Consider the following 24,883-nt stretch of genomic DNA (forward strand, 5'->3'; position numbering starts at 1 on the left):
AACCGGCCCGAGCCCCTGCGAGCACCGGGTTTGGCGGCACCCCGACCGGCTACCCGGCGGATGTGACATCGACAACGTCCCAGCAGCAGCTCGTCCAGTTCCTGGAGGACCGCTTCACCTGCGCGCAGGCGTGCACCGACTGCGCCCGGGCCTGCGCCCTGCGTGCCAGCCTGGTGGATCCGGACGGAACCGAGGAGCAGGAACAGGTGCGGCGCAAGGGCATCCTGTGCGCCGAGGTGTGCGACGCGACCTGCCGTGTGCTCGCCGAGCAGAACCAGATGGACGAGGCCGCGCTCCGCGCCCAGCTGGAGTGGACCCGGACGGTGTGCCTGGAGTGCGCCCACGCCTTCGACCGGTACCCGGGTGCCGAGGACGCGGCGCAGGCGTGCCGGGACTGCGCGCAGGCATGTACGGAGTTCATGGCCACGCTCGACTGAGGGGCCCGCGCCACCGGCCCGCGAGGGGCCACCGACGCCCGCGACGGGCCACCGGCGCCCGCGAGGGCGGCAGCGGCCGCACGCCGGTTCGGGCATCGCCATTCCCAATTTCTGAAACACGTTCTACGGTGTGCGCCGTCAGGACCGCCCTTGGGGAGCCTGGAGGCGCCGTGCACCTCGAATACACGCCCGAGCAGCAGCGGCTGCGCACCGAACTGCGCGCCTACTTCGCCGGACTCGCACCGCACCCCGACCGCACCCCGCCCCAGGACGGGAAGGGCGCGACGGGCACCCCCGTCGCCGACCCGGGCGCTCAGAAGCGCCACTACCGGGCGACGATCCGCCGGCTCGGCGCGGACGGCTGGCTCGGGGTGGGATGGCCTGAGGAGTACGGCGGACGCGGCCTGACCGCGATGGAACAGTTCATCTTCTTCGACGAGGCGGCCCAGGCGGGCGTACCGCTGCCCCTGATGGCGCTCAACACCGTCGGACCGACGATCATGCGGTACGGCACGGACGAGCAGAAGGCGTACTTCCTGCCGAAGATCCTCTCCGGCGAGATCGACTTCGCGATCGGCTACAGCGAGCCCGACGCCGGAACCGACCTGGCCGCCCTGCGGACACGTGCCGTACGCGACGGCGACGAGTACGTCGTCAACGGCCAGAAGATCTGGACGACCAACGGCGACACCGCGGACTGGGTGTGGCTGGCCACGCGCACGGACCCCGAGGCCCCGCCGCACAAGGGCATCACCATGCTCCTCGTCCCCACCACCGACCCGGGCTACTCCTGCACCCTCATCAACACCCTCGCCTCGCACGACACCACGGCCAGCTACTACGAGAACGTCCGTGTCCCCGTCTCCCGCCGCGTCGGCGAGGAGAACCAGGGCTGGCGCCTGATCACCAACCAGCTCAACCACGAGCGCGTGACCCTCGCCGCCCACGGCACCATGGCCGTCCGTGCCCTGCACGACGTCCAGCGCTGGGCCATGGAGACCAAGCTCGCCGACGGCCGCCGGGTGATCGACCTGCCCTGGGTGCGCCGCCGCCTCGCGCAGACGCACACCAGGCTCGACGCCCTCAAGCTCCTCAACCGGCGGATGGTCGGCGCCGTCCAGGACGGCACCCTCACCCCGCAGGACGCCTCCGCGGTCAAGGTCTACGGCTCCGAGGCGCGCCGCGACGCGTACGCGTGGCTGATGGAGGTCGTCGCGGCACCGGGGGCGCTGAAGGAGGGCTCGGCTGGGGCGGTGCTGCGCGGCGAACTGGAACGCGGCTACCGCTCGGCCGTCATCTTCACCTTCGGCGGCGGCAACAACGAGATCCAGCGGGAGATCATCTCGTGGATCGGCCTGGGGATGCCCCGGGTCCGGCGGTAGCCCGCGTGTGACGAGGATTTTTAGTTGGCACAAAAGAGGGATAGTTGGCACCAAGATCACGATCCTTTCAGAGGTGTTGGCGCAGCACCTCGATGCATGTGGCTCGGGCCGCGTTCGATCGGTCCCGGGGGTACGGGATACCGAGGTTCATGCCGCTGTCGGTAGTGATCGGTGGTTGCTGCCAGGCGAGGCTCATCTGCGCGCCGGCTTCCGCTCGCGCCGTGGCCACGAGGGTCGCGTAGGGGCCCGCGGCGGTTGGGGCCTCGATCTGGAACCACGCTTGGTGGAAGGCCATTCGCGCCAGCAGACTGCTGACCTCGTCGGTGAGCTGCTGTCGTATGGCGGACGAGGACTCGGGGCGGCGCCGGGCGGCAAGGTCGCATTCGAGCCGCTGCCGACCGTCTGGTGATAGCTGACGAGCCTTCGGCGGAGGGGCAGCCTGCTCCTACGGCGATGGGGACAGTGGAGCCGGCCCCGCGGTGCGTGGGCTCCTCACCCCGGTCCGCCCAGCATGATCTTCCATACCCGGGTGGCGACCTGCAGGTTGAGGCGGTCCTCCACGCTCGTGAGGTCATGGCCGCTGATCTCACGGATGCGCTGGAGCCGGTAGCGCAGCGTGCTGCGGTGGATCGCCAGGGATTCGGCGGTCTCGGCGTAGTTGCCACCGCAGTCGAAGTACCGGGACAGGGTCTCCACGAGAGCCGTACGGTGCCGGCCGTCGTAGTCGACGAGGGAACCGAGCCATTCCCGAACGAACGCCTCCAGCTCCTGGTATTCGTTTCCAGGCCCCAGGATGCGATAGAGGCCCAGATCGTCGAAGAACGTCGTGCCGTATCGCCTTCGGGACCGGAGGCGAACCTCCAGGGCGCGCAGTGCTTCCTGGTAGCGGCCGGGGATACCGTCCGGGGTGTCGCAGCGGGCGCTCACCCCGATCGTCCCGTCCGGTGTTCCGGTCTCCCGGGCGAGCGTCTCGTACAAGGCGTGGTCGTGGGGGCTGCCCTCGGCGATCAGAACCACGTGGTCGGAACGCCGAGTCACCAGCGACGGCATGCCCACGGCCGAAGCCGCCCGGCCCACGGTCCGCGCGAAAGCGTCGTCCGCGGCCTGGTTCCTCCACTGCACGACGACCACGTACTGGATTTGATGCAGGTCGTGTCCGAACGCCTCGGACCGGGCGTAGGCGCTCGCCTCGTCCGTGCCCCCCAGGAGATCGTCGACCAGTTCGCGGCGCAGTCGCAGCTCGGCCTCCGCCAGATGGCGCAGGTGCGACAGTTCCACGGCGAGTGACGTGGTGGCGTGCTCCAGCGCGAACACGGTGTACTCGTCGGCGTCGTTCTCGGGATCGACCAGGGCCAGTACTCCGAGGACCTCACCGCGGGGGCGTACCAGGGAGATCAGCCGGTCGTTGATGCGCACGGGCCCGCCTCTCCGGGCGACCCCCTGGAGCATCTCCTCATGGCGTGCGGGGTCCGGTTCCGGATAGGGGTCGGGCCGGCCGGGACCGGTCCAGGACCGCAGTCGGCCGAAGCGATCCTCCACCAGCACGGGAAATCCGGTGAGCTCATGCAGTGCGCTGGTGATGGCCTCCTCGCCGCCGCCCGAGGCCGCGACCTCGGCGAGGGCCTCGTGCACGGCCCGCCGATATCTCAGCTCGACCACGAGAGAGATCAGCCGCCCCTGGAAGGCTGCCCGTTCCCGTCGCAGTCGGTGCAGCTCCAGGGCGTCTTCCCGCTGCCTGCGGTGCGCGACGGCGACCGACAGGGCCGCGGCGGTGAGGCGTACGAGCGTGGCGAGCAGGAAGTGCTGGGCTTCGGTGGGCCGGGAGCGAGACGTCACCACAAGGTAGCCGTGCAGGCCCCCGGGTCCGTGCAGGGCCAAGGCCCGGCCCCTGGACCGGCCGGGAACGGTCACGGGGACGTCCCGCCCTGTCAGCTCTCGCACCGTCCGGTCCACGGCTGACACATGACCCGGCCCGACCTGCGGGCTGGGGACCATATGGCCGTGCACCCTGAGGTATCCGGCCTCGGCTCTGAACGGGCCGACAGTCGACACGTGGCTCATGGCCAGGCGCAGGATCTCGCTTTCGTCCCGAGTGTCGAACAGGGCGCGAGAGACTGCCGGCCACTGGTGGGATGCCAGGGGGGAAAGCGGCGGGCGAGCCTCGCGCCGCGAGATCGTGGGGTGCTGTCCCAGACGGCCCGGCGGAAGGCCGCCTTCCCGGTGGGGACGGCGTCGGTACACGCTCCGGCCCCTGAAGCTGGCCATGGGATTGCTCCCTTCCCTGAGCCCCCAGAGAGGTGACAGCGACTCTTCCTCTGCGCCGTCCCCGACCAAAGTACCCGAGATGTCCGGTGTGTCCCTCTCGTGCTCGCGGGGGGACGGGCTCCGTTGTTCTTTGACCTGCCGGGTGCAGGCGCAGAGCTGCTCGGCTCGCGAGTCTGGGGGCGTGCCGGGGGCCGCCGTGCACACGGGCAGGAAGGACTGGGTGATGAGCGAGCAGCCTCGTAGGCCCGTCGCCACGTACGAGACGTACCAGGAAGCCGAACGCGCCGTCGACCACCTCTCGGACCAGGGGTTTCCCGTGCAGAGGGTGGCCATCATCGGACAGGACGTCAGGCTCGTCGAGCAGGTCGTCGGCCGTATGGACTACGGCAGGGCCGCCCTGCACGGAGCGGCGAGCGGGGCCCTTCCCGGGGCGCTGATCGGCTGGCTCTTCGGCCTGGTCGACTGGGTGGACCCGCTCGTCTCCGCCCTGCTCGTCGCCCTCTACGGCCTGATTTTCGGAGCGATCGTGGGGGCGCTGTTCGGCCTGCTGCTGTACGCCCTGCAGGGCGGCCGACGGGACTTCGCCTCCGTCCGCTCGATGCAGCCCAGCCGGTACGACGTCGTCGTGGACGAAGCGGTCGCCGACGAGGCGGTACGGCTGCTCGGCGGGTTGCCGACCGCCGGTGCCGGGGGACGTCCCGCCCATACCTGAACGATCGGATCCGCAGTGCCGGCGCTTGCCGCCGCACGGGAGGAGTTCCTCATGGCCAAGGCAGTGGGCATCGACCTGGGCACCACGAACTCGGTGATCGCCGTGTGGGAGGGCGGCGAAGCTTCCGTGGTGCCCAACACCGAGGGCAACCGTACGACGCCGTCCGTGGTGGCCTTCACCGACACCGGGGAACGGCTGGTGGGCCAGCTGGCCCGACGCCAGGCGATCCTCAATCCCAAGGGCACCATCTACTCGGCCAAGCGGTTCATCGGCCGGCACTTCGAGGAGATCCCGGACGAGGCCAGAGCGGTGGCGTACGACGTCGTCGAGGGTGAGGGCGGCGTCGCCCGCTTCAAGGTGCGCGACAAGCTCTACGCGCCTGAGGAGATCAGCGCCCAGGTGCTGCGCAAACTCGCCGACGACGCCTCCAAGCAGCTCGGGGAACGGGTCACGGAGGCGGTCATCACCGTGCCCGCCTACTTCAACGACGCCCAGCGCACCGCCACCAAGGACGCCGGGCGGATCGCGGGACTGGAGGTGCTGCGGATCATCAACGAGCCGACCGCGGCCGCCCTGGCGTACGGCATGGACAAGAAGCAGCACGAGACGGTGCTGGTCTTCGACCTCGGCGGCGGGACGTTCGATGTGAGCATCCTCGACGTGGGCGACGGCGTGGTGGAGGTGCGTTCCACGGCGGGCGACAGTCACCTGGGCGGTGACGACTTCGACCGGCGTCTGGTGGATTACCTCGCGGACGACTTCCAGAAGGAGAACGGCATCGATCTGCGCAAGGATCCGCAGGCCCTGCAACGCCTGTTCGAGGCGGCGGAGAAGGCCAAGACCGAGCTGAGTTCGGTGACGCAGACGCAGGTCAGCCTGCCGTTCATCACGGCCGATGCCTCGGGGCCCAAGCATCTGACCGACTCGGTCATGCGGTCCACGTTCGAGCAGATCACCAGCGATCTGGTGGAGCGTTGCCTCGGGCCGGTCCAGCAGGCCATGGCCGATGCCAAGGTCGGCGAGAGCGACATCGACGAGGTGATCCTCGTCGGCGGCTCCACCCGCATCCCCGCCGTCCAGTCCCTTGTGCGCCGGCTGACCGGCGGCAAGGAACCCAACATGAGCGTCAACCCCGACGAGGTCGTGGCCCTGGGTGCCGCGATCCAGGCCGGGGTGCTCAAGGGCGAGGTCAAGGACGTCCTGCTGCTCGACGTCACACCCCTGTCTTTGGGTGTCGAGACACGCGGCGGCGTGATGACGAAGATCATCGAGCGGAACACCACCATCCCCGTGCGCCGCACCGAGACCTTCTCCACCGCCGAGGACAACCAGCCCGCCGTCGACATCGTCGTCCTGCAGGGCGAGCGCGAACGGGCCGCCGACAACCGGGTGCTCGGCCGCTTCCAGCTCACCGACATACGCCCGGCGCCGCGCGGCGAAGCGCAGATCGAGGTCACCTTCGACATCGACGCCAACGGCATTCTCAACGTCAAGGCCCGAGACCGGGACACCGGCAAGGAACAGGGCATCACCATCACCGAGAGCTCCAACCTCGACCGTGGCGAAGTCGAACGCATGGTCCAGGAGGCCGAGCGCAACCAGGGCCAGGACAAGGCCCTGCGCGAGGCCGTCGATGCCCGCAACGAACTCGATGCCGTCGCGTACCAGGTCGAAAAGCGCCTCGCCGAGCTGGGCGACGGCGCACCCGCGCACGAGAAGGCACGCGCCGAGATGCTGGTGTCGGACGCCCGGGCGGCGGTCAAGGAGGAGGCAGGTGTGGAGCGGGTGCGGCCCCTGACCTCCGAACTCCAGCAGGTGCTGTCAGGGCTGGTGGCGCATCAGGCCGGCGCCACCACGGGCGGTCCCGACCAGGACACCACCGGGGACGGTGCGACCGGTGGCGGCCCGAGCGGCGGTGGCGGTGACGACGACGTCATCGATGCCGAGTTCGACAAGGACTGAGGAACCGCCATGCCGATCCACCCCAGGGAATCCGACCCCGCCGTGCCGGACCCGGCCCACCCGGCTCCGGAGGGCGCCGTACGCCCTCCCCGAGGGGATCTTCCGCGCTCCGGCCCGCCGACCGGGCCGGGGCCTGACACGGACGAGGAACCCGGCCCCGACGCGGCCGGCGGCTCCGCACCGCCCGAGGACGAGCACACGGCCGAGCTGAAGGAACTCGAGGACCGCTGGCGGCGCGCGCTCGCCGACCTCGACAACCTCCGCAAGCGCCACACCAGGGAACTGGAGCGGGAGCGGACGGCCGAGCGGTCCCGCACGGCCGCCGCCTTCCTGCCCGTCCTGGACAACCTCGAACTCGCCCTGACCCATGCCGGATCCGACCCCGGCGCGATCGTGGAAGGCGTCCGAGCGGTCCGCGACCAGGCGGTGAACGTCCTCGAACTGCTCGGCTACCCGAGGCACGCGGAAACCGGCGTCGCCTTCGACCCCGCCCGGCACGAGGTGGTCGGCGTCGTCCAGGACCCCGCCGCCCCACCGGGCACGGTCGTCGAGGTGCTGCGCCCGGGCTACGGGGACGGGGAACGGCAGCTCAGGCCCGCCGCCGTGACTGTCGCGAAGCGGGAGTGACCCGTCATGGCACAGGACTTCTACGAGGTGCTGGGTGTGTCACGGACCGCGAGCCAGGACGAGATCCAGCAGGCATATCGCCAACTCGCCCGCAAGTACCACCCGGACGTCAACAAGGACCCGGGGGCGGAGGAACGCTTCAAGGACCTCAACGAGGCATACAGCGTCCTTTCGGACCCCAAGACACGGGCCCGTTACGACCGCTTCGGAGAGGACTTCCGCAAGATCCCCGAGGACTTCGACGAACGGGTCGCGGCCGGAGCGGGCGGCGGCTTCCGCACTCGCAGGACTGCTGGTGCGGGCGGCCCCCGCGTCCGGTACACGGGCTTCGGCGACGACTTCGCAGCGGAGGGCGTCGACATCGACGACCTGCTCGGCTCGCTCTTCGGAGCAGGCGCCGCCCGCGGCGGTGTACCGGGGGCCGACCAGGAGGCCGAACTGCCGCTCACCGTCGAGGAGGCCTACCGGGGCGGACGCCGCACCGTCACCCTCGCCGGCCCCACCGGGCAGCCGCGACGGTACGAGGTCGACGTACCGCCCGGGGTCACCGACGGGCAGCGCATCCGCCTGGCGGGCGAGGGCGGCCGGGGCAGTGGTGACGCACCCGCGGGCGACCTGTACCTGCGGGTGCGAATCCAGCCCCACCCCCGGTTCCGCCTGGACGGCCGCGACGTCCACGTACAGGTCCCCGTCACCCCCTGGGAGGCGGCCCTGGGTGCGACCGTGCCGGTGCCCACCCCCGGCGGCGGCACGGCCAAGGTCACGGTGCCCGCGGGCTCCTCCAGCGGCCGGCGGCTGCGGCTGCGCGGCGAGGGCATGCCGAACCCGCGCGGTGCGAACGGCGACCTGTACGCCGAACTCCGCGTCATGGTGCCGCCCGCCCTCGGCGACCGGGAGCGCGAGCTGTTCGAGGAGCTCGCCGCCACCTCTTCGTACGACCCCAGGAGGACGTGATGAGCGACCGACCCTCATGGGCGGCGACCGGCGGTCAGGCCGCGCGGGCCGACGCGGGCGGGCGTCCCGTACGGACGAGCGCCGGGTCCACGACCGTGCGGTACGCGCTCGTCCCCGTGCCCAGGCTTTCTCTGGACACCGTGGCCCGCCGCTCGGGCCTCCATCCCGACCTGGTCCGCCGGTTCGTCGCCCTCGGCCTGGTCGACGCCGAACGCGACGCCGCGGGGCACCTCGTGTTCGACCCCGCGGCCCCGGCGATCCTCGCCCGCGTCCAGCGGCTGCGCTCCGGACTCTGCCTCAACTACGCATCCATCGGTCTGGTGCTCGACCTGCTCGACCGCATCAGCCTGCTCGAAGCCGCACTGCGCGACCGCGGCAGGAGGAGTGACTCACCCCCATGGACATGAACCGTCTCACCCAGAAGTCACAGGAAGCCCTCCAGGAGGCGCAGACCGCCGCCGTCCGCATGGGCCAGACCGAGGTCGACGGTGAGCATCTGCTGCTCGCGCTCCTCGACCAGGAGGACGGCCTGATCCCGCGGCTGCTGCAACAGGCGGGCAGGGAGCCCGGGGAGCTCAGTGCGGCTGTGCGTGAGGAGCTTTCCCGACGGCCCAAGGTGACCGGCCCGGGTGCGGCGCCGGGCCAGGTGTTCGTCACCCAGCGCCTGTCCCGGCTGCTGGACGCGGCCGAGCGGGAGGCCAAACGCCTCAAGGACGAGTACGTGTCCGTGGAGCACCTCCTGCTCGCCCTGGCCGAGGAGGGCTCGTCCACCGCCGCCGGACGGCTCCTCAAGGAGCACGGCATCACCCGGGACTCGTTCCTGAGCGCGCTCACCCAGATCCGCGGCAACCAGCGCGTGACCTCGGCCAACCCCGAAGTGGCCTACGAGGCGCTGGAGAAGTACGGCCGCGACCTGGTCGCCGAGGCCAGGGACGGCAAACTCGACCCGGTCATCGGCCGGGACGCCGAGATCCGCCGCGTCACCCAGATCCTCAGCCGCAAGTCCAAGAACAACCCGGTCCTCATCGGCGACCCCGGCGTCGGCAAGACCGCCATCGTCGAGGGCCTGGCCCAGCGCATCGTCCGCGGCGACGTCCCCGAGGGCCTGCGCGACAAGACGGTGTTCGCACTCGACATGGGCTCCCTGGTGGCCGGGGCTAAGTACCGGGGCGAGTTCGAGGAACGCCTCAAGGCCGTGCTGTCCGAGGTGAAGGCAGCCCAGGGGCACATCCTGCTCTTCGTCGACGAACTCCACACCGTCGTAGGCGCGGGCGCCGCCGAAGGGGCCATGGACGCGGGCAACATGCTCAAGCCGATGCTCGCCCGCGGCGAACTCCACATGATCGGTGCCACCACCCTCGACGAGTACCGCAAGCACATCGAGAAGGACGCCGCCCTCGAACGCCGCTTCCAGCAGGTCCTGGTCGAGGAGCCGAGCGTGGAGGACACCATCTCCATCCTGCGCGGACTGCGCGAACGCCTGGAAATCTTCCACGGCGTGAAGATCCAGGACACCGCGCTGGTATCCGCGGCCACCCTCAGCCACCGCTACATCACCGATCGGTTCCTGCCCGACAAGGCCATCGACCTCGTGGACGAGGCGTGCGCCCGGCTGCGTACCGAGATCGACTCGATGCCTGCCGAACTCGACGAGATCACCCGCCGCGTCACCCGCCTGGAGATCGAGGAGGCCGCCCTCTCCAAGGAGACCGACCCCGCCAGCAAGACGCGCCTGGAGGAGCTGCGCAGGGAACTGGCCGACCTGCGCGGCGAGGCCGACGCCAAGCACGCCCAGTGGGAGGCCGAACGGCAGGCCATCCGCCGCGTGCAGGAGCTGCGCCAGGAACTGGAGCAGGTGCGCCACGAGGCGGAGGAAGCAGAACGCGCCTACGACCTCAACCGCGCCGCCGAACTCCGCTACGGCCGCCTCCAGGACCTGGAGCGCCGGCTCGCCGCAGAGGAGGAGCAACTGGCCGCGAAGCAAGGGGAGAACCGGCTGCTGCGCGAGGTCGTCACGGAGGAGGAGATCGCCGAGATCGTCGCCGCCTGGACCGGCGTCCCCGTCGCCCGCCTCCAGGAGGGCGAACGCGAGAAGCTGCTGCGCCTCGACGAGATCCTGCGCGAGCGCGTCATCGGCCAGGACGAGGCCGTCCAGCTCGTCGCCGACGCCATCATCCGCGCCCGCTCCGGCATCCGCGACCCTCGCCGCCCCATCGGCTCGTTCATCTTCCTCGGCCCCACCGGCGTCGGGAAGACCGAGCTGGCCAAGACCCTGGCCCGAGCCCTGTTCGACTCCGAGGAGAACATGGTCCGCCTCGACATGAGCGAGTACCAGGAGCGGCACACCGTCAGCCGGCTGATGGGGGCCCCGCCCGGATACGTCGGCTACGAGGAGGGCGGTCAGCTCACCGAGGCCGTACGCCGCAAGCCGTACTCGGTCGTGCTGTTCGACGAGATCGAGAAGGCGCACACCGATGTCTTCAACACTCTGCTGCAGATCCTCGACGACGGCCGCATCACCGACGCCCAGGGCCGCACCGTCGACTTCCGCAACACCGTGATCATCATGACGTCCAACATCGGCTCCGAGCACCTCCTCGACGGCGCCACCGCCGAGGGTCAGATCAAGCCGGATGCCCGCGCCCTGGTGATGGGTGAGCTGCGCGGGCACTTCCGCCCGGAGTTCCTCAACCGCGTCGACGACATCGTGCTGTTCAAGCCGCTCGGTGAGCGGCAGATCGAGCGGATCGTGGAGCTGCAGTTCGACGAGCTGCGGCAGCGGGTCGCCGAACGCCGCATCACCGTCGAACTCACCGACGCGGCACGAGAGTTGATCGCCCACCAGGGCTACGACCCGGTGTACGGCGCTCGGCCGCTGCGGCGTTTCATCTCCCACGAGGTCGAGACGCTGGTCGGGCGCGCCCTGCTGCGCGGCGACGTCCAGGACGGCGCGAAGGTCCGCGTCGACGCCGAGCACGGAGAGCTGGTCGTCACCTACGACCAGCCCGAGGACGTGAAGGGAGCGAGGGCGGCATGAGTACCGTGCAAGCCACCAACGTCACCTGCCCGCACTGCGGGCGCACCAACCGGGTACCCGTGGCCGCCGAGGGCCGCCCCAGGTGCGCCAACTGCAAGCAGCCTCTGCCGTGGATGGCCGACGCGGGCGACGACGACTTCACCGAGGTCGTCGAGCAGGCCACCGTGCCCGTCGTCGTCGACCTGTGGGCCACCTGGTGCGGCCCCTGCCGCATGGTGAGCCCCGCGCTGGAGAAGGTCGCCACCGATCTCGCGGGAAAGATCAAGCTGGTCAAGGTCGACATCGACCAGAACCCGCGCCTGGCGCAGCGGTTCGAAGTCCAGGCGGTACCGACGCTGTTGGTCCTCGACAAAGGACAGACCATCGCCCGGCAGGCGGGTGCCGCACCTGCCCCTGCCCTGCGGCGGTGGGTGGAGCAGTCGATCGCGGGCCGCGAACCGGCCGGGAAAGGGTGATCAGCCATGACCGTACGAACCGACCCCCACCTCGCGCTCGTCCGGCCGGTCCAGCCACGGACCCCCGAAGGATGTCAGGAGTGTCTGCTGCTCGGCTCTCCGTGGGTCCACCTCAGGCTCTGCCTGACCTGCGGCCACGTCGGCTGCTGCGATTCCTCGCCGAACCGGCACGCGCGCCGTCACGCCGCCGCCGACGGCCATCCGATCGTGGCGTCGCTGGAGCCCGGCGAGGACTGGCGATGGTGCTTCGTCCACGAGGCGTTCGTGTGATGCCCGGCGACGAGACGCGGCCGAGCCCGGCGCCCGTGCCGGACGAGGCGGAGGAGAGCGTCCCCTTCGAGACCGCCGACATCTACGGCGCCTATCCCCGCCTGCCGGACGACCAGGTGTCCCGCCTGGCGCAGCACGGTCGGCGGCTCGCGGTTGACGCCGGTGATGTGCTGATCCGGGAGGGCGAGCCGTGCGAGACGTTCTACGTCGTCCTCAGTGGTTCGGTCGCCATCGTCGAGGGCTACGGCGCGACCGGTGAACGTCTGCTGCGTGTGCACGGCCCCGGCCGCTTCATCGGCGAACTCGGCCTCCTGCATGGGCAGGTGGCCTTCTACACCGCCGTGGTCAGGGACCCCGGTGAGGTCCTCGCTCTGTCCATGGACCAGCTGCGTGACCTGGTGACCCGGGACTCCGTCCTTGGTGATGTGGTGCTGCGCGCTTGCCTGGGCCGGCGTGCTCTGCTCGTCGGGCAGGGTGCAGGTTTCCGCATCGTCGGCTCGCGCTATTCGCCTGACACCCGGCGGCTGCGTGAGTTCGCCGCCCGCAACCGGCTGCCGTACCGCTGGATCGATCTGGAGGCCGACGAGGAGGCCGAGGAACTGCTGCGCCGCTTCGGCGTCGGCCCGGAGGAGACACCGCTCGTCATCTGGCGGGACACCACTCTGTTGCGCAACCCCAGCAACGCGGAACTGGCCCGGCTCATGGGCCTGCCGTCGCTGCCCGCCAAAAACCATCACGGCGATCTCCTGATCGTCGGCTCCGGCCCCGCCGGTCTCGCCGCCGCGGTGAACGCCGCCTCGGAGGGCCTGGACACGACCGTCGTCGAGGCCATGGCCAGCGGTGGCCAGGCCGCCACGTCGTCCCGCATCGAGAATCTGCTCGGCTTCCCCTCCGGCATCTCCGGCGCCGAACTCACCGAACGCGCCGTGCTCCAGGCCGACAAGTTCGGCGCCAGGATCAGCGTCCCGGCGGAGGCGGCTCGGCTCGAACCGCGGGGCGGGCACTACGCCGTCGGGTTCGCCGACGGCAGCGAGATCACCGCCCGTACCGTCGTCCTGGCCACCGGCGCTCGTTACCGCCGCCTCCAGGTGCCCGGCATCGAACGCCTGGAGGGAACGAGCGTCCACTACTCGGCGACCGTCTACGAGGCCCAGCAGTGCCGCACCGACCCGGTGGCCGTCGTCGGCGGAGGCAACTCCGCGGGCCAGGCCGTGCTCTTCCTGGCCGGGTACGCACCGCAGGTGTATCTGCTCGTCCGTGGGCCGAGCCTCGAGGCACACATGTCCCGCTATCTGATCGATCAGGTCGAGCGCCACCCGCGGGTGCGCGTGCTGCTGCACACCGAGACGACCGAGGCACTCGGCGACAAGGTGCTGGAGTCGGTCACCGTGGTCGACCGCCGTACGGGTGAGCATCGGCACCTCGCGGTGCGCGCCCTGTTCGTCTTCACCGGCGCCGAGCCCCACACCGAGTGGCTGTCCGACGCGCTCGCCCTCGACGCGCGCGGTTTCGTCCTCACCGGGGCGGAGGCGCAGGCCTGCTCCGTCCCCGGACTGTGGCAGAGCCAGGGCCGCGACTGCCTGACGTTGGAGACCAGCCTGCCGGGCGTCTTCGCCGCCGGCGACGTCCGCAGCGGCTCGGTGAAACGCGTGGCCTCCGCGGTCGGCGAAGGTGCGATGAGCATCCACTTCGTGCACCGCTACCTGGGCCACACGGCCGCGCCCGGCGGCACCGACAGCTCCCCGCACACCCGCCCGAAGGAGTCCGCTTGGCTCGGATGACGTCAAAGAGAGACGAGATCACGAGAAGGAGAAGGAGGCGACGGCAATGACTACGCCCGTCCGGCACCAGCGGGGTGCCGCAATGCAGGCCAGGCCGCTTGGCTGGGCACGCAATCCGCTGACGGAGTTCGATCAACTGCTCAGCGAGATGAGCGGACTCATCGAATCCACGGTGGGAGGCGCGGCGCCCGCAGTCGCGTGGACACCCCTGGCGGACGTCACGGAGGCCGACGACGCCTTCCACATCGAGATCGAACTCCCCGGCGTCAAGAGCAAGGACATCGACGTCGAAGCGAACGGCCAGGAGTTGGTGGTCACCGGAGAGATCAAGGAGAAGGAACGCAAAGGCGTCCTGCGACGGAGCACCCGCCGCACCGGAGCGTTCGAGTACCGGCTGCGGCTGCCCGGAGAAGTCGACACCGAAAAGATCAACGCGCGGATGTCGGACGGGGTGCTCACCATCAGCGTCCCCAAGGCCGAGGTCGCAAAGCCCCGGCACGTCGAGATCAGCGAGACGAGTGAAAGCACCGGGAGCAGCGGCTGAGACGCGAACGCCGCGGTTCCGGACATCCGTCCGGCACCGCGGCCGGGCCGGCGAGGTTCGACACCCGGGGTGACTCATGAACGACGTCTCGTACCACAAGCCCTCACCGCGGCGGAGGGTCGGCATGTGGCTCGCCACCCGCTTCTTTTCGGCTCCGCAGATGCCAGGCGCGCAGCAGCCGAAGGGGGAGCAGACCCAGCGGGGATCGCCGGCCCATGTCCGCCTGGTCCTCGCGGTCGAATGCCCGTGCGTAACGCTCAGCGTTCTGGGCTGTCGGATATCGCTTGCTTCCCTCCTCTCCGCACCCGCGCGCGCAGCGCCAGAGCATCGTGTCGCCCGCATGGCAAAGCGCTCGGCGGGCTCGACAGCGCACCGGGCGACCCCATGACCAGCGATGACCGGCGCAGAAGGAGGCAGCGATGAAATACGACGGATTCCTCGCCCACGTACGCGAACGAGGCGAATACAAGAACCCGGACGAAGCCGCAGACGTCACCAACGCCGTGCTGGAAGTGCTGGCCCAACGGATCAGCCCGGGAGAGGTCAAGGACCTCGCATCCCAGATGCCCGGCCCGCTGGGACAGGTTCTGGACCATGCAACGCCCCAGCGGGCGCAGAGCTTCGGGATCGAAGAGTTCTACCGCCGGGTCGCCGAGCGCACGGGTGCCCGGCCGCGTACGGCACAGTGGGACGCCAGCGCGGTCCTGACCACCGTCGCCGACGCTGTGACCGGCGGAGAACTGAATCAGATCATCAGCCAACTCCCCTCCAGTTACGCGGTCCTGTTCGGAAAGGCCGACCTCGCGGACTGAGCTTGTGCAGCGCTCAGAACGAAAGGCCCACGCAGCGGCGCCCCGGCCGCCCCAGTACCAGGTCGCGGGCGGTCACGGATCAGGGGGCTGCCACTCGAACAGCAAGATCGTGGCGTCGTCGCTGAGTTCGTTGTGCTGATGCTCGAGGATGGCATGGATGAGCAGGCGCAGCACTTCCGGGGCGCTCTGCCCTGCTGCGGTCGACCGGATGATGTAGTCGGTGAAGCGCTCCAGGCCGAACTCCTCGCCCGCCTCGTCGCGTGACTCCACGACGCCGTCCGAGTAGAGCAGTATTCGGTCACCGGGTTCCAGGCTGACGTCGTGCACCTGACGGGCGGTCCCGGCGAGATCGGCGGGCAGACCCAAAGGAGGCTCCGGTGGCCGCTCCAAGGCCTTGTGGAGCAGGCGGTGTCGACGGATGAGCAACGGAGGCGGGTGGCCGCAGTTGCACCACCGCAGCACACCGGTGGGCATGTGCAACTGGGCGAAGACACCCGTGCAGAACTGCTCCGGAAGCCACTTCGCCAACGCCTCGTCCATGGTGCCCGCGAGTTCGTTCAGATCTGCCCCGCTGCGTCGGGCGTTACGGCAGCCTGCCATGGCGACAGAGGTGGCAAGTCCGGACGCCAGATCGTGCCCCATGCCGTCAAGGACTGCGGCGTGCAGAACGTCCTCGGTGAACGCATGGTCGAAAGCATCCCCGCCCAGTTCGTACGCAGGCTCCAGAACCGCCGTCGACACGACCCGCCCGGTGCCGATCGACCGGGGAGGGAGAAAAGCCCTCACCATCTCCGTGGGCAGGTGCATCGGCCTGGTACGCATACGCTGCGCTATCGTGTCGCTGTAGGTGCGCTTGGACGTGATGATCAGTGCGAGGAGCAGCGCCGTCGTTCGGCAGCGCCGTAGCTTGAGCCCGTCCAGGGTGCTCACGTTCAGCTCCACGACGCCCAGCCGCTCCGCCCCGTCGGCCAGGGGCAACCACACCTTCAGCCCTCCGGAGAGGTCTTCTTCCATGCGGAGAGAGTCGGTGCGGTAGGCCCATCCGGCCAGCGAAGTGTCGAGCTCCAGTTCCGGCTCGCCTTCGGCGAACGGCACCAGCAGTCTCTGCTGGATGTCGACCAGATAGACAACGGCCCTGCCCAAGCCCATGGCCTCGGTGTACCGGTTCAGGACCGCGGGCAGTTCCGCAGGTGATGCCAGCTGGGCGGCCCTGACCAGTTCATCCAGCAGCCGCTCCCCGGACCCGACGGACACGTTCCTGTCCATGCCTTCGATGATCCCTTCGAGGACGAGCTGTCACCATCTGAGCTCTCCGACACCCGAGCCGGGGGCCGGTCAGGTCGCTGCGCAGCCGAGGGAGCAGAACGCGCTGACGCTGCTCGGCCGTGGCCTGCACCGCTTGTTCCGGTCGCCACTCACAGCAGGAGGTCGAAGACGGCTCGAGCCTCGTCCCAGTGCTGGGTCTGGGGGTTTTTCAGGTCGGGGTGGAGAATCTTGAAGCTCTGGGCAAGGGCCAGGCTGAGTCCGCCGATGATGTCCGGATAGGCCGACTCGGTCTCCTCATCGGGCGTGCGGTCCAGAGCGGGGTGGGTGGCGAGCTGTTCCAGGATCGGCTTGAGTTCTATTTCCTGGTCGATCTTCCGGAAGTGGTGAATGCTCTCCTGCAGGCCCTTCGTGATCGGCAGGTCACTGGTCCGGATGATGTCGCGCCCGTTGGCCTTGGCCGTGGCCTGGGCGACGGTGAGCAGATCGTAGAGCTTGGCGTCGACGAAGTCGCTGTGGCGCTTGAGATCGTTCTTGTCGACGTCCAGCCCTGCGGCCGCACGGAAGAACCTCTCGAACCTGGCAATGGACATCACGGTCATGACGACAACCTCCGGCTGCGGGAGCCGGGCGGCTCCCGGCCCCAGGGCTTCCCAGTCAGCCTGGCCGACGAGGGCGCGCGAACGCATGCGCATGTCGGGCCCAATTGGCCTCCCTGTATTGCCCTGCCAGGCCCAGACGTCCGACTGCCCGGGTTGTCGGACGGGCGTGCGGACCGACAGCAGGGCCACCGAGCGCTTGGCAGAGGCCGGCCGGCGGCAGCCAGGCCCGGTTGACGCGCTCCACCCCGCCCACCAGCCGCCCCGACGCCGGGCAGGACGTAGCGCTGTGCCTCGCAGGCGTTCTGGAACTTTCCCGTGTGGCAGGACTCTGCCGGACTCCGGCTCCGGGACAGACACCGAAACGGGGTGGTCGGTGGCGCGGCGTGCGGGCGTGCCGCGGGCGCGTGAGCGGGTGTTCGCGGTGGCGGACGCGATCGCGCCCGGTCGTGGGAGCAGGCCCCGTGCTGGGAAGATGAGGAGATCCGGCCGTACCGCCCGCACCTGCTGGCGGAGGTCGGCGTGTCACGCGGCGTCGGCGTTACCTCGGTGGCGTCTGTGGGCCCTTGGGATCGCGGGGCAGCCGACGAGGAAGGTTCCCTCATGCGAGTGTCGTCTCAGGGCGTTACGGTCGTGGCTCTCCTGGCGGATCCGGACGCGCCGACGGAGATCGCGCAGCGCATGGCCCGGACACTCGCTGCTCGGCTCGCCGACAAGTCGGGCCAGGGGCGACGGTTCGACGTCGAGGTGGTCAGTGAGCCCTTCACTTCGGGGACGGAGGACCCGCCCGCTTTGATGCGCCGGATCATGGACCGTGGCAGTGCGGAGAACTGGGACGTCGTCGTTGCCCTCACCGACCTTCCGCTGCACTCACACGGACGCAGGCTCGCTGTGAATCTGAATCACGAACACGGCTTGGCGCTGCTCTCTCTTCCCTCACTGGGGGGTCTGCGGCTGCAGACGAGGGCCCGGCGGGCCGTCGAAGAAGCCGTGCTCGACTTGGTAGGCCCGCACACCACCGGGGCTGAAGCACCTCCGCGAAGGAGGCCGTTTCTTGGGCCCTTCGTCAATCGTCTCGCGCCTGTTCATCCGGGCCCGCTCGGTGAGAGGGAGACCGACGGTCTTCGGTACGTCGTCGGCGGGCCTCGCGGCTACCTGCGAGTGCTCTTCGGCATGGTTCGCGCCAACCGGCCGTGGCGGTTGGTGACGGGCTTGTCGAAAGCCCTGGCGGCCGCCCTCGCCACGGGGGCCATCGCCACCCTGGACTCCACCACCTGGAGCCTCGCTGGGGCCCTGAGCGCGCCACGCCTTGTGATTGCCATGGTCGGGTCCGTCGGGCTCATGATCGGCTGGCTGATCGTGGACGGGGAGCTGTGGCATCGATCAACAGAAGGCTCACCGGAGGCGAGGCAGAGGGCCAGGCTCTACAACGCCTCGACGGTCGCGACCGTGGGTATCGGCGTGCTCGTCTGCTACCTGGGTTTGATGGTCATCAACTTGGTGTGGGCACTGTTCATCCTCAACGACCAAGTGTTCGCTTCCATGACGCGAACCCCGCTCCACGCCACGGAGTACTTGACGCTGTCCTGGTTCGTCGCTTCGGTCGCCACCGTGGGCGGCGCGCTGGGATCAGGCTTGGAGAGCGACGACGCGATCCGGGCAGCCGCCTACTCCAAGCGCGAACAGGAACGTCGTCACGCCCTCCAAGACGACCACGGTGACCAGCCTTCGACGTGAACCGATACCGGCGCAACCGGCAGCGCGACGTCGGCCCGGGGCCGCGCGTCCGGGCGCGGTGCCGTCAGGAGGTGGCGGCGGGCCGACGCGCCCCGGCGGGACGTTCCGGCTAGGCTCACACGGGTGAGGTGGCTGCGGACCTTCGGGGAGGTCGTGCGATCCGGGCTCACGATCGAGGAGGCGCGGCTGGAGCCCCTGCTCGCGCTGCGTACGGCTGCTGGGGTGGCGATCGTCATCGGGTTGGCGCTGTGGCTGGTGTCCCCTGCGTACGCCGCGTCCGCCGCCCTCGGTGCCTACTCCGCGGGTGCGGCCACCTTCCAGCGCACTTGGCGTCCGCGCAAGGTGATCGCGCTCGGCGCGGGCGCGGGTCTGGCGCTCAGCACCTTCGTGGGCTACCTGGCGGCGGGGCGACTCGTGACGCTCCTCCCGCTGCTGGCCGTATGGGCCTTTGCCGCGGGGATGGCGTGGTCCCTCGGATCGACTGCTGGGATCGTCGCAGCGACGACGGTCGGCAGCATGTTGGTGACCATCACCCTGCCCACCAGCGTCGGGCGGGCCCTGGAACATGCCGGGGTCATCGCGCTCGGAGGCGTGGCGCAGGCCGCGCTGATCTTGCTGTTCCCGATTCGCCGCTGGGGGGCGCATCGTGACGCGCTGGCCGAAGCTCTGGCCGCCGTGGCTGACTACGCCCGCCGGCTGCGGCACGACCCGACCGCGCCGTTCGACCCGGAGCCGCTGATGACGGCCCGGGACGCGGCCGCCGTGACGCCATCACAGGCCCGCACCCGGCCTCCCGTCCTCCACGGCCCGAGGGGCCTCGCCGAGCGCATTCTGCCGGTCGTCGCCGCGCTCGCCGACCCGGACGTCGGCGCCCCGGCGGAGGGATCCGGGCGGGACCGCGCACGGGAGTTGCTCGATGCGGCCGCCGACGTCCTGGACGCGGTCGCCCGTTCGATCCGCCGCGGCACTCTCGCCGAGGTGCCGCCCGCGAGCGCGGAGGTCCTGCGCGTCGACGAGGAGGGCGAGGTGTTGGAGGGGCCCGCCCGGCAGGCTGCCGAACGGCTCGTGGAACTGCTCGCCGAGGCGTTGGAGATCGCCGGGAGCGGTGGGGCGCGCGACAAGGCGCCTGCGCCGCCCGGGCCCGCGAGCGCTCAGTTCTTGGTGCGCCCGACCATGTTCCGGCTGCTCACCGGTCGTCGTCCGGGCGGTTCGCCGGGAGCTGCGCCGGGACTCGCCCGTGTTCCGGCATGCCGTCCGCCTGGCGGCAGTGGCCACGCTCGGCTATCTGATCGCTTCCCGGCTGCCCCTGGAGCACGGCTACTGGGCGCCCATCGCCTCGGTGATGGTGATGCGGCCGGACTTCCACCGGACGTACGCGCGTGCGGTGGGCCGTCTCGCCGGGACCCTGGCGGGGGTCGCGCTCGCCACCGGCATGGTGCAGGCCCTGGGCCCGGACGCCCCTGTGTTCGGCGCACTGGCGGTGGTCTCGGCGGCTCTGTCGTACACGCTGCTCCGTACCGGCTACGCCTACTCCCAGTGCTTCACTGCCGCGTACGTCGTCTTCCTGCTCGGCATGGGCGGCCAGGCATGGGAGCAGACGGTGCCGGAGCGGGTGGTGCTCACCCTGCTCGGCGGGGCCCTGGCGATGCTGGCGTACGTGGTGTTCCCCGCATGGGAGACCCCCCGGCTGCCGGGCCGTCTGGCGGACTGGCTCGCCGCCGACGGCCGCTACGCGGCCGCAGTGCTCCGCAGCTACGCCGAACCGACCCGGGAGCATCGCGCCGACATGCGCAGGGCCTTGCTGGCGAGCAGGGAGGCACGTGCCGCCTGGCAGGCGGCCTACGACCAGGCAAGGCAGGAACCGGTCGGCCCCAGAGGTCTGACATCGCGCGAGGCGGAAGAGGCGCAGGAGGCGCTCCAGGGACTTGACCGGGCGGCGATGCTCATGGAGAGCCACGTCCCGCGGGCCGGCAGTCGTTTCGCCCCCGAGGCGGAGCGGTTCGCCGAGGCATTGGAGGCAGACACCGCGCGGGCGGCAGTCGATGTGCGTGAGCACAGGAATCCGGACTGGGGGCGCGTGGAGGAGGCGCTCCACGCGTGGGAGGGCGCCGCCGGGGACCGGAGCCCGGTGATACGGCGCGGGGCAGAGCTGCAGAAGCGGGCCCTGGAGGACCTCGCGGCAGCAGTGAGCCGCACACCCCTGGAACGGGACGTCAGCTCAGCTCGCGAGGAGCAACGGGTGCGGGCGGCCGTGGCTGGGGAAGGTGACGGATCAGGACCCGCGCACCGGGGTGGGTGACGGTTCCGGCGACCGTGAGCGCCGCGCCTCCTGGAGCGGGACGTAGTCTCCCGGCCGTGTCGAGCGCCGCCACACGTACACCGCTGCCGCCATCACGAGAATCAGCCCCGCCAGGACGAGCAGTTCGATCCCCTCGACGTTCCACCGGAAGGACTTCTCCGCCTCGGCCGTCACGATGAGCACCTTGCGGATGCCGGCAAACAGGCCGACGACGAGGAACGGCTCCGCGTAGAGGGTCCGGTTCCTGATGGTGAGGCGGACTGTGTGGAGCAGCTCGGCCACGATGAACAGCACCAGGCTGCTGTCCAGGGCGGAGAGACGACCGTCTCCTCGCGGTACGGCCCTTGGACCGACCGGATGACGTCATGGACGACCCCGACGGTCAGGATCCCCGCGAGCAGTACGAGGAGCGCCGCGACGACGAGGTGGATGCCGTCCTCGATGAGCTGTAGGAGGCCCTGTACCCGGCCGCCCTCGATCTTCGGGAGAATGGGTGGCACAGTCAGCATGTCAGGAGTGCCCCGGCCCGGAGGCGCTGCCTGCTGGGCGAACGGGTGGACGGGCGGATCCCTCCCTGTCGTGGCAGCCTGGGGAAGCGGCGGAGCACGACAGGCCTGCCATGCAGCAGGGACCACCAGGTAACCCGACGCGGTCACAAACGGCAGGAACCTGCGGCCCGTCCTGGCGCCGACCCGGGGTCTGCCCTCCGATTCGGCCCGGGACCTCGCCCCGGCCTGCGGGAGGAACCGCGCTGCCGCACCGCCAGGCGGACACCGATGGTGCCCCCTCGCGGCGAGCGAGCAGGTCGACGTGTCCGACGTGGCCGGAACGTCGGCACCGCCTGGAGGACGGCGGCTGGGACATCGGCGTCTTCCTAACCCAGGCCGACCATGAGGGCAGAGCGCACTCCGTGGCGGGCGCACCGTGCCGGAGGACGCAGGGGCACTGGAGGTGTGTGATGAGAGCTGACCGCTCCCACGAGAGCCGTGATGGTCACGTACTGGTCCTCGATGCCGGTTCTTCGAGCCTCCACATCGCTCTGTTCGCGGCGGACGGTGAACGGGTGGCGGAGCGAGACGCCTCGGAGCCTCCGGGGCCTGCTGCGGCGGCGGAACTGCGGAACTTCCTCAGCGAGGTGCCCGCTCCGGCGGCGGTTGGTCACCGCATCGTCCACAGCGGTCCGCACCTGACTGGACATACGCTGATCGACACACCCGTACGGGCTCTGCTGGGGGACGTCGCCGATCTCGCGCCGCTGCACGTGACCCCTGCCCTGCGTGTGGTCGATGCCGCACGGGAACTCCTGCCCGACGTTCCTCATGTCGCCTGCTTCGACACTGTCTTTCACAAGGATCTGCCGGCACAGGCGCGCACGTACGCCGTGCCGGAGCGATGGCGAGCCGAATACGGGCTGCGCCGGTACGGCTTCCACGGGCTCTCCTACTCGTGGGCACTGCAAAGGACGGCGCAGGCGTTGGGCCGACCCGTCGACAACCTCCAGGTCGTGCTCGTGCACCTGGGCGGCGGCTGCTCGGCCTGCGCCGTCCGGAACGGACACAGCGTGGACACCACCATGGGCCTCACTCCGCTGGAGGGCCTGGTGATGAGCCGGCGCAGCGGCAGCCTCGACCCCGGCGCGCTGCTGTGGCTGCAGCGGCGGCACGGTCTGAGCACGGCCGAATTGGATGACACACTCCACCGGCATTCCGGTCTGCTCGGTCTCTCCGGTACCTCAGGAGACACCCGGGACCTGGTGCGCGCCCGCGCGGAGGGTGATGCCGCGGCCGCGTTGGCGCTGGCGACGTTCACACTCAGCTGCCGCAGGGGCATCGCCTCGATGGCCGCCTCGCTGGACCGGCTGGACGCGCTGGTCTTCACCGGCGAGATCGGCGAGGACCAACCCGAGGTTCGCGAGGAGATCTGCTCGGCCCTGACTGTTCTCGGTGTACGAGGCGGGCTACTCGTCCCCGAACTGGAGGATTTGATGCGTGAAGGCCTCCGGCGCATCGATCAGGCGGTGAGAAGTGTCCCGGTCCTCGTGGTCGCAACCGGCGAGACACAGCAGATCGCCGTCGAGACCCGACGGGTGCTCGGCGTTGCTGACCGGACACGGTAGCTGTCACCAGTTGGACAAGTTTGTTGTCATGTCTGGTGCGTGGCCAGTCGTGTTGTTACCAGATAACGGACGTCGCCTTCGAGGACGACCACCTGGACGAGGCCCGGAGCCAGGGCTGTAGCGTGCTCGCCGTGGGCCCCACGAGCGTCGTCACGGACCCCCACGCCATGAGGGCAGATCGACACCCACAGTTGCGCCGGGCACAGCTGCGCGCGGTACACACCTGGCGGGTACCGTTCTCCCACGGCTTTGCCGACGCCGAAACACGTGCCCGGTGCACGGCGGAGGAGAGCGCGAGCTGGCGGAGCTCGCACCGCGGCACGAGAAGTACCCGCGCCGCCGTCGTGAAAGAAGAGCTCCACGAGGGATGGCTGGCGCCGCCCCTACATTGCCTGCTCGGACCGGCGTGACTGCCCTTCCAGCGGTAGGTCGATGCCGGCGAGCGTGAGATGGCTGTTTTCCCTTCGCTCTCCGGTGTCACCCTGGTGCCACATCGACCGCTTGTCCGCTGATACCGATGCCTCCGGCAGCAGTTCCCAGTGCAGATCTCCCGAGCTGGAGACAACGTGCCAGCCGATGAGACATGTGGCCAACCGATCGAGCACAGCGATGAGCTCCGCGGGAACGAGTCCGCACTCACGCGCGATCCGCTCCAACTCGGCACATCCTCGACCAGCGGAGGCATCTGTGTGCGCCGCAAGGCAGAGAGCGGTAAGCCGCAGAGACAGGTTGCCGGCGGCCATACATCCACCGCTCGCCATACGGAGAGCCCAGTCAGCGGCGCTCCTGCGGTCCGGACGCGCGGGACTCTGAGTAAACAACACGCCGTCGAGGAGCTGGGCGGTCACCACGCCGTCGGCTGCCCCGGTCGCAGTAGGCGTTCTGCGGAGCCAACGTGACTGCTCCAACTCACTCCACGGAAGCGGGTCACGGCCCAGACGAAGACTGCGCATCACGCCGGCCGCCAGCCGGACTTTCGCCTCTGAATCCATGCGTAGGGCGCACTGCACGGCGAGCAGCCGGGCCGCAGCACCGGTGTGGCTGGGCAGGGCAGCGGCCAGGTAGCTGAGCATCTCGCGCACCCGAATCTGGTCACCCGGACCCTTGGGCCGCCGGTTGCGACGCCGCGCGACGCTGCTTCCGGAAGACGTCATGGTCACACGCGGGACGCTTTCAGGCACCACGGCGGCCTGTTCCGTCACCGACGCGCATGCCGTACATGCATCCGCAAGCCGCCAGAGGCGGCCGCCCCGCTCGCGGGTGAGAAGTAGACGGACAGGTCCTGCACAGCCACGGTGGCGTGGGTGCCAGCGGCAGCCTCGCTCACGGCACTGGCAGATCCGCATGTATGACGGCAGAGCGTCACGCCGGGCATGTCCCACTAGATGCTCGAGCGCCGCTGAGCGTGCGGAGGCGGCCACGAGCACCATGCCCCCGATGCCGCACTGCCGACAAACAAGCTGCGGCCCGCCTGAACCGGTCCGCAGTTCCACTGTCCAGGCACGCTGCTTCGCTGAGCGTGTTGTACGGAGTCTCATGGAACGCGCGCTCCTCCCAATCGATCCCGCGCTGTCGTCCTCTCGTGCGAGAGCGACGGCCGCACACGGTAGTGCAGACCTCTGCCCTCTCGC

Annotated in this window: 21 protein-coding genes and 1 pseudogene; 16 read left to right on the top strand and 6 right to left on the bottom strand. The window is 70.0% G+C overall.

The features are described 5' to 3' along the window. Positions 1-62 precede the first annotated feature (62 nt). Positions 63-437 carry a four-helix bundle copper-binding protein gene (locus tag ACFYNL_RS03410; protein WP_388795683.1) on the top strand — a complete coding sequence of 125 codons (375 nt, stop codon included), beginning with the start codon at positions 63-65 and terminating at the stop codon, positions 435-437. Positions 438-607: 170 nt separating this feature from the next. After that, complete coding sequence (locus ACFYNL_RS03415) at positions 608-1,819, top strand: acyl-CoA dehydrogenase family protein (protein ID WP_388795686.1); 1,212 nt, start codon at positions 608-610, stop codon at positions 1,817-1,819. 67 nt (positions 1,820-1,886) lie between these two features. Here ACFYNL_RS03415 and ACFYNL_RS03420 read toward each other — a convergent pair whose 3' ends face one another. Together ACFYNL_RS03420 and ACFYNL_RS03425 are read right to left on the bottom strand one after the other, a co-directional pair. Next, positions 1,887-2,114, bottom strand: coding sequence for a hypothetical protein (locus ACFYNL_RS03420; RefSeq protein ID WP_388795689.1), 228 nt, complete (start codon positions 2,112-2,114; stop codon positions 1,887-1,889). A gap of 197 nt (positions 2,115-2,311) precedes the next feature. Further along, the gene (locus tag ACFYNL_RS03425) at positions 2,312-4,084 is read right to left on the bottom strand and encodes a PucR family transcriptional regulator (protein WP_388795692.1); all 1,773 of its coding nucleotides are present in this window, start codon (positions 4,082-4,084) and stop codon (positions 2,312-2,314) included. Positions 4,085-4,307: 223 nt separating this feature from the next. On the opposite strand from ACFYNL_RS03425, the gene ACFYNL_RS03430 reads away from it, so the two are divergent. From ACFYNL_RS03430 to ACFYNL_RS03480, 11 genes are all read left to right on the top strand, one after another. Continuing rightward, positions 4,308-4,796, top strand: a complete 489-nt coding sequence (locus ACFYNL_RS03430; protein ID WP_388795695.1) for a general stress protein — start codon at positions 4,308-4,310, stop codon at positions 4,794-4,796. Between the two features lie 51 nt (positions 4,797-4,847). After that, positions 4,848-6,758, top strand: a complete 1,911-nt coding sequence (gene dnaK, locus ACFYNL_RS03435) for a molecular chaperone DnaK (protein WP_388795698.1) — start codon at positions 4,848-4,850, stop codon at positions 6,756-6,758. Between the two features lie 9 nt (positions 6,759-6,767). Continuing rightward, entirely contained in the window at positions 6,768-7,385 is a 618-nt protein-coding gene (gene grpE / locus ACFYNL_RS03440; RefSeq protein ID WP_388795701.1) for a nucleotide exchange factor GrpE, read from the top strand. A gap of 6 nt (positions 7,386-7,391) precedes the next feature. Then, the gene (locus tag ACFYNL_RS03445; RefSeq protein WP_388795704.1) at positions 7,392-8,339 is read left to right on the top strand and encodes a DnaJ C-terminal domain-containing protein; all 948 of its coding nucleotides are present in this window, start codon (positions 7,392-7,394) and stop codon (positions 8,337-8,339) included. Beyond that, complete coding sequence (locus ACFYNL_RS03450; protein WP_358315589.1) at positions 8,339-8,746, top strand: chaperone modulator CbpM; 408 nt, start codon at positions 8,339-8,341, stop codon at positions 8,744-8,746. The genes ACFYNL_RS03445 and ACFYNL_RS03450 overlap by 1 nt, the downstream gene beginning before the upstream one ends. After that, positions 8,737-11,376 (top strand): ATP-dependent chaperone ClpB, encoded by a 2,640-nt coding sequence (gene clpB / locus ACFYNL_RS03455; protein ID WP_388795708.1) that lies wholly within the window; start codon positions 8,737-8,739, stop codon positions 11,374-11,376. The genes ACFYNL_RS03450 and clpB overlap by 10 nt, the downstream gene beginning before the upstream one ends. Further along, a complete protein-coding gene (gene trxA, locus ACFYNL_RS03460) occupies positions 11,373-11,831 on the top strand; it encodes a thioredoxin (RefSeq protein ID WP_388795710.1) in 459 nt (152 codons plus the stop codon). Before clpB ends, trxA begins: the two co-directional genes overlap by 4 nt. Before the next feature lie 6 nt (positions 11,832-11,837). After that, on the top strand, positions 11,838-12,101 hold the full coding sequence (locus tag ACFYNL_RS03465) for a UBP-type zinc finger domain-containing protein (RefSeq protein ID WP_358331649.1): 264 nt from the start codon (positions 11,838-11,840) through the stop codon (positions 12,099-12,101). Then, positions 12,101-13,882: an FAD-dependent oxidoreductase gene (locus tag ACFYNL_RS03470; protein ID WP_388795713.1), complete on the top strand. Its 1,782-nt coding sequence runs from the start codon at positions 12,101-12,103 to the stop codon at positions 13,880-13,882. Before ACFYNL_RS03465 ends, ACFYNL_RS03470 begins: the two co-directional genes overlap by 1 nt. A 46-nt stretch (positions 13,883-13,928) precedes the next feature. Next, the gene (locus ACFYNL_RS03475) at positions 13,929-14,426 is read left to right on the top strand and encodes an Hsp20/alpha crystallin family protein (protein ID WP_358314785.1); all 498 of its coding nucleotides are present in this window, start codon (positions 13,929-13,931) and stop codon (positions 14,424-14,426) included. A 419-nt stretch (positions 14,427-14,845) separates the two neighbouring features. Next, positions 14,846-15,238 carry a DUF2267 domain-containing protein gene (locus ACFYNL_RS03480; protein WP_358314782.1) on the top strand — a complete coding sequence of 131 codons (393 nt, stop codon included), beginning with the start codon at positions 14,846-14,848 and terminating at the stop codon, positions 15,236-15,238. 72 nt (positions 15,239-15,310) lie between these two features. Here ACFYNL_RS03480 and ACFYNL_RS03485 read toward each other — a convergent pair whose 3' ends face one another. Next, a complete protein-coding gene (locus ACFYNL_RS03485) occupies positions 15,311-16,504 on the bottom strand; it encodes a PP2C family protein-serine/threonine phosphatase (protein WP_388795717.1) in 1,194 nt (397 codons plus the stop codon). A 149-nt stretch (positions 16,505-16,653) separates the two neighbouring features. Next, positions 16,654-17,103: a DUF1931 family protein gene (locus tag ACFYNL_RS03490; protein WP_388797281.1), complete on the bottom strand. Its 450-nt coding sequence runs from the start codon at positions 17,101-17,103 to the stop codon at positions 16,654-16,656. 600 nt (positions 17,104-17,703) lie between these two features. On the opposite strand from ACFYNL_RS03490, the gene ACFYNL_RS03495 reads away from it, so the two are divergent. Further along, entirely contained in the window at positions 17,704-18,837 is a 1,134-nt protein-coding gene (locus ACFYNL_RS03495) for a hypothetical protein (RefSeq protein ID WP_388795720.1), read from the top strand. 123 nt (positions 18,838-18,960) lie between these two features. Continuing rightward, positions 18,961-21,136 (top strand): annotated as a pseudogene (locus ACFYNL_RS03500) (FUSC family protein). On the opposite strand, the gene ACFYNL_RS03505 reads toward ACFYNL_RS03500, so the two are convergent. After that, positions 21,110-21,430 (bottom strand): phosphate-starvation-inducible PsiE family protein, encoded by a 321-nt coding sequence (locus ACFYNL_RS03505; RefSeq protein WP_388795723.1) that lies wholly within the window; start codon positions 21,428-21,430, stop codon positions 21,110-21,112. The pseudogene ACFYNL_RS03500 and the gene ACFYNL_RS03505 overlap by 27 nt on opposite strands. A 664-nt stretch (positions 21,431-22,094) precedes the next feature. Here ACFYNL_RS03505 and ACFYNL_RS03510 point away from each other — a divergent pair. Next, positions 22,095-23,252, top strand: a complete 1,158-nt coding sequence (locus ACFYNL_RS03510) for an acetate/propionate family kinase (protein WP_388795726.1) — start codon at positions 22,095-22,097, stop codon at positions 23,250-23,252. Positions 23,253-23,635: 383 nt separating this feature from the next. On the opposite strand, the gene ACFYNL_RS03515 is transcribed toward ACFYNL_RS03510, so the two are convergent. Next, positions 23,636-24,412: a hypothetical protein gene (locus ACFYNL_RS03515; protein WP_388795729.1), complete on the bottom strand. Its 777-nt coding sequence runs from the start codon at positions 24,410-24,412 to the stop codon at positions 23,636-23,638. Positions 24,413-24,883: the final 471 nt, after the last annotated feature.

It is taken from the genome of Streptomyces sp. NPDC007808, from assembly GCF_042868655.1.
Lineage (GTDB): Bacteria > Actinomycetota > Actinomycetes > Streptomycetales > Streptomycetaceae > Streptomyces.

Excerpts from the sequence above, each read along its gene's own strand:
- ACFYNL_RS03420 (WP_388795689.1), bottom strand. The coding sequence starts at position 2,114 with ATGGCCTTCCACCAAGCGTGGTTCCAGATCGAGGCCCCAACCGCCGCG.
- ACFYNL_RS03425 (WP_388795692.1), bottom strand. The coding sequence starts at position 4,084 with ATGGCCAGCTTCAGGGGCCGGAGCGTGTACCGACGCCGTCCCCACCGG.
- ACFYNL_RS03430 (WP_388795695.1), top strand. The coding sequence starts at position 4,308 with ATGAGCGAGCAGCCTCGTAGGCCCGTCGCCACGTACGAGACGTACCAG.
- dnaK (WP_388795698.1), top strand. The coding sequence starts at position 4,848 with ATGGCCAAGGCAGTGGGCATCGACCTGGGCACCACGAACTCGGTGATC.
- grpE (WP_388795701.1), top strand. The coding sequence starts at position 6,768 with ATGCCGATCCACCCCAGGGAATCCGACCCCGCCGTGCCGGACCCGGCC.
- ACFYNL_RS03445 (WP_388795704.1), top strand. The coding sequence starts at position 7,392 with ATGGCACAGGACTTCTACGAGGTGCTGGGTGTGTCACGGACCGCGAGC.
- ACFYNL_RS03450 (WP_358315589.1), top strand. The coding sequence starts at position 8,339 with ATGAGCGACCGACCCTCATGGGCGGCGACCGGCGGTCAGGCCGCGCGG.
- clpB (WP_388795708.1), top strand. The coding sequence starts at position 8,737 with ATGGACATGAACCGTCTCACCCAGAAGTCACAGGAAGCCCTCCAGGAG.
- trxA (WP_388795710.1), top strand. The coding sequence starts at position 11,373 with ATGAGTACCGTGCAAGCCACCAACGTCACCTGCCCGCACTGCGGGCGC.
- ACFYNL_RS03465 (WP_358331649.1), top strand. The coding sequence starts at position 11,838 with ATGACCGTACGAACCGACCCCCACCTCGCGCTCGTCCGGCCGGTCCAG.
- ACFYNL_RS03470 (WP_388795713.1), top strand. The coding sequence starts at position 12,101 with ATGCCCGGCGACGAGACGCGGCCGAGCCCGGCGCCCGTGCCGGACGAG.
- ACFYNL_RS03475 (WP_358314785.1), top strand. The coding sequence starts at position 13,929 with ATGACTACGCCCGTCCGGCACCAGCGGGGTGCCGCAATGCAGGCCAGG.
- ACFYNL_RS03480 (WP_358314782.1), top strand. The coding sequence starts at position 14,846 with ATGAAATACGACGGATTCCTCGCCCACGTACGCGAACGAGGCGAATAC.
- ACFYNL_RS03485 (WP_388795717.1), bottom strand. The coding sequence starts at position 16,504 with ATGGACAGGAACGTGTCCGTCGGGTCCGGGGAGCGGCTGCTGGATGAA.
- ACFYNL_RS03490 (WP_388797281.1), bottom strand. The coding sequence starts at position 17,103 with ATGACCGTGATGTCCATTGCCAGGTTCGAGAGGTTCTTCCGTGCGGCC.
- ACFYNL_RS03495 (WP_388795720.1), top strand. The coding sequence starts at position 17,704 with ATGCGAGTGTCGTCTCAGGGCGTTACGGTCGTGGCTCTCCTGGCGGAT.
- ACFYNL_RS03510 (WP_388795726.1), top strand. The coding sequence starts at position 22,095 with ATGAGAGCTGACCGCTCCCACGAGAGCCGTGATGGTCACGTACTGGTC.